The organism is Thermodesulfobacteriota bacterium (genome assembly GCA_036397855.1).
GTDB lineage: Bacteria > Desulfobacterota_D > UBA1144 > Nemesobacterales > CSP1-2 > DASWID01.
In genome coordinates, this window is sequence record DASWID010000015.1 from 1 (window position 1) to 5529 (window position 5529).

Sequence of the window (5529 nt, forward strand, 5' to 3'; positions counted from 1 at the left end):
AGGATTTGATTGTTTTAGTGAATTCGCTCATACAGAGAATAACCAACTAAATATTGAACAACGTGTAAACAGACTAGCGCTCAAAGCCATCATGGAGAAATATGGATTTATTAATCTTGAGAGTGAATGGTGGCATTTTACTCTCAAAGATGAACCTTACCCAGATACATATTTTGATTTTGTGATTGAATAGAACATAACTGGTTTAATGGAAAAGAAATGGCAGCGACATTTATAATCACAAAAACTATCGGTTACGTTAATGAATAACCCTGCAGCAAGCTGAAGGGTATCAGTACCTAAACAATCAGTCCCTCACGTCATTGCTGTAGATGTTAGATATTTCGTGGACTAAATTCTTACAATTTCATGAATATATTTAATTTTATTAATCCTTTTCGGAATGAAAAGGACTTGAACGGCCTTCCAAAAATTGCGTTAAGAAAATCAGGAACGAAGGCGTAAAAAAAATTTGCGGGTGGCGGTTGAATTCAAATTTTTTAGTCGGAGTTCATGATTTTTAGCGAATTTTTGAGCAGCCTAGTCCTGAGCGATGTCGAAGGGTTGCTTCTTTGTACCTGTGCTGAACTCGTTTCAGTATCAAGACAAAGAAGTTAAAAAGAAAAAAATAAGATAATTGAAGAAAATACTTTTAAAGATCTTGTCCTTTCAATATCTGGCATTTACTATTGCGAGCAGGCCTGAGCGACGTCGAGGGGGACGAAGCAATCTAAAACAGGAAATAAAAAGAAGAGATTGCTCCGCTGTAGCCTGTGCTGGGCCAGTCGAAGTTCTTGCATCAACAGCATAAAGGAAACCCGTTAGCAAGCTACAGGGAATTATCAAGTTAAAGCCTGTCCAATACCTTAGATACATTTCGTTTATAAGATATAATCTACGCGAGTAGCTTCTGAAATAATTATAAAACATTAGACATCCTAAGGAGGATGAATAAATGAATGAAACGTCTAGTGTCACACAAAACTTTGATGAAAAACCAATGTCGGTTGGCGAATGGTTAATCACTATCATCGTTCTCGCAATACCCGTTATTAATATTATTTTCTACCTTTACTGGGCATTCACCAGTTCTGGAAACTTAAATAGAAGAAATTATTGTAGAGCTGCTCTAATCATAGTCGTAATATTCCTTGGAATATTTGTACTTTTCGCTTTATTTGGAGGTTTAGCAGCAATTCTATCAAGTTGGCAGAGTTAATTATGAGCATTTAAATGTAGATTCCGTGTAAGTTTTCAATCTGAGGAGGTCTCACTGTTGTCATGCGAGTATTATCATTTTCAACTGTATTGCTCATATCCTGCTGTTTTTATGCCTGTTCTAAAGAAGAACCCGAGCAGACGGTAAACAAATTTTATCGCGTCTATCTCAGAATAAACTCACACGGCATCCCTACTGAACAAGAGCAGGCTCTTTACTCTCCATATATTTCGCCGGAGCTATCAGAACTGCTAAAGAGAGCTAATGAGGCAGAGCAAAAGTATAAAACCGCCACTAAGGGAGAAGTGCCTCCCCTTGTTGAGAGCGATTTATTCACCTCTCTATTCGAAGGAGCGAGTTCCTTCAAGACCATTTCATGCGATAGCAAGGAAGGGAGCGGCTCCTGCCTTGTTGAGTTTAAATATTTTAATCCCGGAGATAGTTCAGAATTTAAATGGAAAGATAGAGTATATCTAGTAAAGATCAATCGCGGCTGGGTAGTTGATGACATCGAGTATCTTGGAGACTGGCAATTCATGCATAAGGGTAGGCTTAAAGACCTACTAAAAGAAGTGATTGAGGATGGTAACAGTAATTAGAACTACATTTATTTATGCACGCCTTTACCTTGTTTATTGCCACTGTGTTTATTGCCACTGTATAATATGAAGGCCCGATACTATGGATAAAAATAGTAATACATGGATTGGTCTGACACTCTTAGGCATCTGCTTAGCTATAGGCATTATCATTTCATCACTTCTCGTAGCCATGACAGTAGAGAAAATAAAGATACAAAATCAGCGTATCCAGATAAAGGGTTTTGCAGAGCAAAAGATAACCTCAGATCTAGCAGTGTGGCAGAGCAGGATTACAGCTCGGTCCCAAAACCTTGTTACGGCATACAATAACCTCAAGCAGGACCTGCAAAAGGTTCTCACCTATCTCGAGCAAAAGGGCATCGACAAGAAAGATATCGAGGTTTCTTCTGTATCGACCATTATTCAATACCAGTTAACACCCGAAGGTGTTGCAACCAATATAATTGATGGTTACGTTTTAGATCAAAATATTAGTATTACATCTCCCAATGTTTCACAAATATCAGAAATAGCAAATGAATCAACCTCTTTGATAGAAGAGGGAATCGAGTTCGCGTCCTATACTCCTCAGTACTATTATACAAAGTTGGATGACTTGAAAATCCAACTGCTTGGGGAGGCAACGAAAAATGCAAGGATGCGGGCTGAACAGCTAGCCAGCAATAGCGGGAGCCAGGTTGGAGAGCTTAAATATGCCAGCCAGGGTGTATTTCAAATCACCCCTGTAAACTCTACCGATGTATCAGATTATGGGATATATGACACTTCCACGATCGATAAAAGCATCAAAGCAGTTGTCACAATCGAATACTCAATTAAATAAGGTTTAAGTCCTCCATTTTTTCCCTAACGTTTGAGCTGAGTGCCGCCGCGCTTTTTGTGGTGTCCCTCTCCAGCGCCTCGTCAGGCATGTCTGCCGTTAATCGAGTCTGTCGATGACCGTACACGGAAATGAGAAGGAGAGGCGCCCTGGATTCCAAAAAGGCTGGAACCTAAAGTGCATCTTCTCCTCTTACTGACCAGGCCACTTCACGTCTTTTTGGCGATACTTCACCATAAGACGGAGATCCTCTAACGAGTCGGCACAATCCGAATTCGACTTCGGCAGAGTTTTTGCGCGGGACGGCTCAAACATCAACCCGTAGTTCTCGTTCGGGTTCGCCCACCAGCTCACCGCTTGCTTCGTCACCCCATAGTAGCCGCCGCTAATTGCCGCCGTGTCAAGATTTTCGAACAGAAGTTGCACCGGGGTCGCGCCCCTTTTCCATGGACCCGTTGCCTCGTAAAGGGATTTTACGCACGACTTCGACGAACCCCCTTTGAGCCTGTTCGTCTTCCACGAGACGGCAGAAGACTCGATACTCTGGACCGGACCCACCAACTTGGTCAGGTCAAATCGCACGTAGCCGCGACTGAAAGTGCTCACCCACTCCCAACATGGACATGGCTCCGTTCCATCGTCGTAGCTGTCTCCCCAACCGACAACCGGCGGAACAACCGGGTTGGTGAACTCCTTCAGGGAGTTGGCGGGCACGACACCCTCGCTACCCACGCAGGCAAGTCCATATTTTGCCAAACCACATGGGAAACCGCACGCCGACGAGGCCTCGTCGTGGTCGCTCGTGCAATCCTGGGCAACGACAACCGGTTCTAGCTGTACCGTAATTAATTTGGCGCATCCCACCGAAACGACGGCTATCAGCAAGAGCAACACGGTCTTCATTTTGACTAACACTCGATCACACATGGTTCTTCTCCTTTCGTTCTTCAAATTTAGGCCTAACTACTGATTATACGACATTATTTCCGTATAATCATCTTTTTTAGAGTATTATGCAGAATCCTTGACTCTTTATTCCTTTTATTCCTTTGTTTGGGAGTATACTTTAGGACGTCTGCAGACGTCACTAGATATAAGATAAAGGCATGGAACACCGCCCAAAAAAGAAACTTCTTGGACTCGAACGCCAAGTTATACCGAGAATAGTAAACGGTATTGACCGTTCTTGTCATCTCCGAGGACTACCTGCTTAATTCATGCGGGGACCAGCTGCATCGGAGATCCAGAAGTATTTTTTGGATTCGCGCTAAGAATCCGCGGGAATGACGAATGCACAACGGAACATCACGCATCCGACACCTTTTTTCCATTCGGAGCTTATAAAGCGGCTCTTTATTTGCTCAGGAGGGTAGTGAATCTGGATTTAAAAACTGTGGCAAAAGAATTTGGTATATCAACCACTAGAGTATCCAAGATACAGGGAGAAATTGAAGGAATTGACCAAATCGATCCAAAGTCACTAAAATTATTGAAACAGCACAAAGTCAAGCAATGACCCCGTGATTTTCTATGTTTCAGATTATGGGATATATGACACTTCCACGATCGATAAAAGCATCAAAGCAGTTGTGACTATCGAGTACTCAATTAAATAAGTTAAGAGTCCCTGATTTTCCCACTAACGAACCGAAGCTGAGCCACGGCCGCCCGACCGGGACGCCCGGCGACACGACGCGCTCAGGAACTGCCGCGATCGTTTCGCAACGTTTTAGCTTTCCGGAACCATGTAACCACGTATGATTAGGTGCTGGAGGCCAGAAGGTGGACCCAAAGGACCTGGGAACAAGTCGGGGCATATGCGTGCCTGGGATGAAACCACCAAGCCAGTGGTCATATGCTCGCTGATGCCACCTTCTCCATCAGCATTGAGTAAGATCGTGGACTCAAAAGCCCTCCGGTCCTGAGAAGGGTCCGCGAGATTCTCAATAAAGAGGCGAAGAATCTCCATCTTGTTCGCTCGCGTTGCGTGTGCATACTGCCAATCAGCATCCGTCACAACTAGTAACCTTCCCTCGGGAACACGGAAGAAACCCGGACTGCTGGATCCGTCGGGCAAAACCCGAACAAAATCTAGCGACGCGGGTCCACAGCCGCCAGAGGCCCCGCCAACAACCTCCAATACCACGATCTCGGGGGGTGGTGCGCTATCGGGCGGCGGGGTTGCCGCAAGGCAACCCACCACCAATGCTCCCACTACCGCGAGAAGGACGATATACGAGAATCTCCGCACGATCCCATCTCCTTTCTGTTCTCCGTCAAGTAGCACCAGCTAACTACTGATTAGACTGCAAAAAAACGCAGTATAATTCCCTATTAGGGGTGTTATACCGCAAATCGCTACTTTACCCCATCTTACAACAAGTCTAATTTCACGTCAAGATATAATATGAGATATATGACACTTCCACGATCGATAAAAGCATCAAAGCAGTTGTCACAATCGAATACTCAATAAGATAGTGAACCATTCCCCTCCGGAATTTTGTCGCAATCACTTCGTGACAATCCCTTGTTAACGGATAATGGTACGGATTAACTGTAGGAGCGGCTTCCAGCCGCGAGTATAAACGCAAGTCATCCATAATCTGAGTAGCACACCAGCCCCTGCCCTGAGTTCTGAGCCGCGTCGAAGAATCGAAGAGTTGCTGGTGTGACTTTGGAAAAGATTCGGACCATATCTTATCTAACGGCTGTATTTCTTGACCGCTCGATCGATCGCGGGCCCCGCTTTAACGAGATCCTTTGGTACCATGACCGGATGAATCTCAATGCTCGCGTTGAACGCGAGGAACCACGGTTCCGCAATCGCAGGGATTTGGGAAGCGTCCTTCATCTCGAGGAAAATGAACCCCGTCCGCTGTCCGTTG

6 protein-coding genes are annotated in these 5529 nt (G+C 44.6%); 4 read left to right on the forward strand and 2 right to left on the reverse strand.

Going from position 1 to position 5529, the window contains the following annotated elements; translation table 11 throughout:
* The 4 genes from VGA95_01015 to VGA95_01030 all read left to right on the forward strand — a co-directional run.
* Positions 1-193: M15 family metallopeptidase (locus tag VGA95_01015; protein ID HEX9665121.1), on the forward strand; the 193-nt coding region annotated here is incomplete at its 5' end.
* Positions 194-955: 762 nt separating this feature from the next.
* The gene (locus VGA95_01020; protein ID HEX9665122.1) at positions 956-1219 is read left to right on the forward strand and encodes a hypothetical protein; all 264 of its coding nucleotides are present in this window, start codon (positions 956-958) and stop codon (positions 1217-1219) included.
* Between the two features lie 62 nt (positions 1220-1281).
* Positions 1282-1818 carry a DUF3828 domain-containing protein gene (locus VGA95_01025; GenBank protein HEX9665123.1) on the forward strand — a complete coding sequence of 179 codons (537 nt, stop codon included), beginning with the start codon at positions 1282-1284 and terminating at the stop codon, positions 1816-1818.
* An 82-nt stretch (positions 1819-1900) separates the two neighbouring features.
* Entirely contained in the window at positions 1901-2644 is a 744-nt protein-coding gene (locus VGA95_01030) for an SIMPL domain-containing protein (GenBank protein HEX9665124.1), read from the forward strand.
* A gap of 189 nt (positions 2645-2833) precedes the next feature.
* Here the strand turns inward: VGA95_01030 and VGA95_01035 are convergent, their stop codons facing one another.
* Positions 2834-3544, reverse strand: a complete 711-nt coding sequence (locus tag VGA95_01035) for a hypothetical protein (GenBank protein HEX9665125.1) — start codon at positions 3542-3544, stop codon at positions 2834-2836.
* Positions 3545-5345: 1801 nt separating this feature from the next.
* Positions 5346-5529: DUF3303 family protein (locus VGA95_01040; GenBank protein ID HEX9665126.1), on the reverse strand; the 184-nt coding region annotated here is incomplete at its 5' end.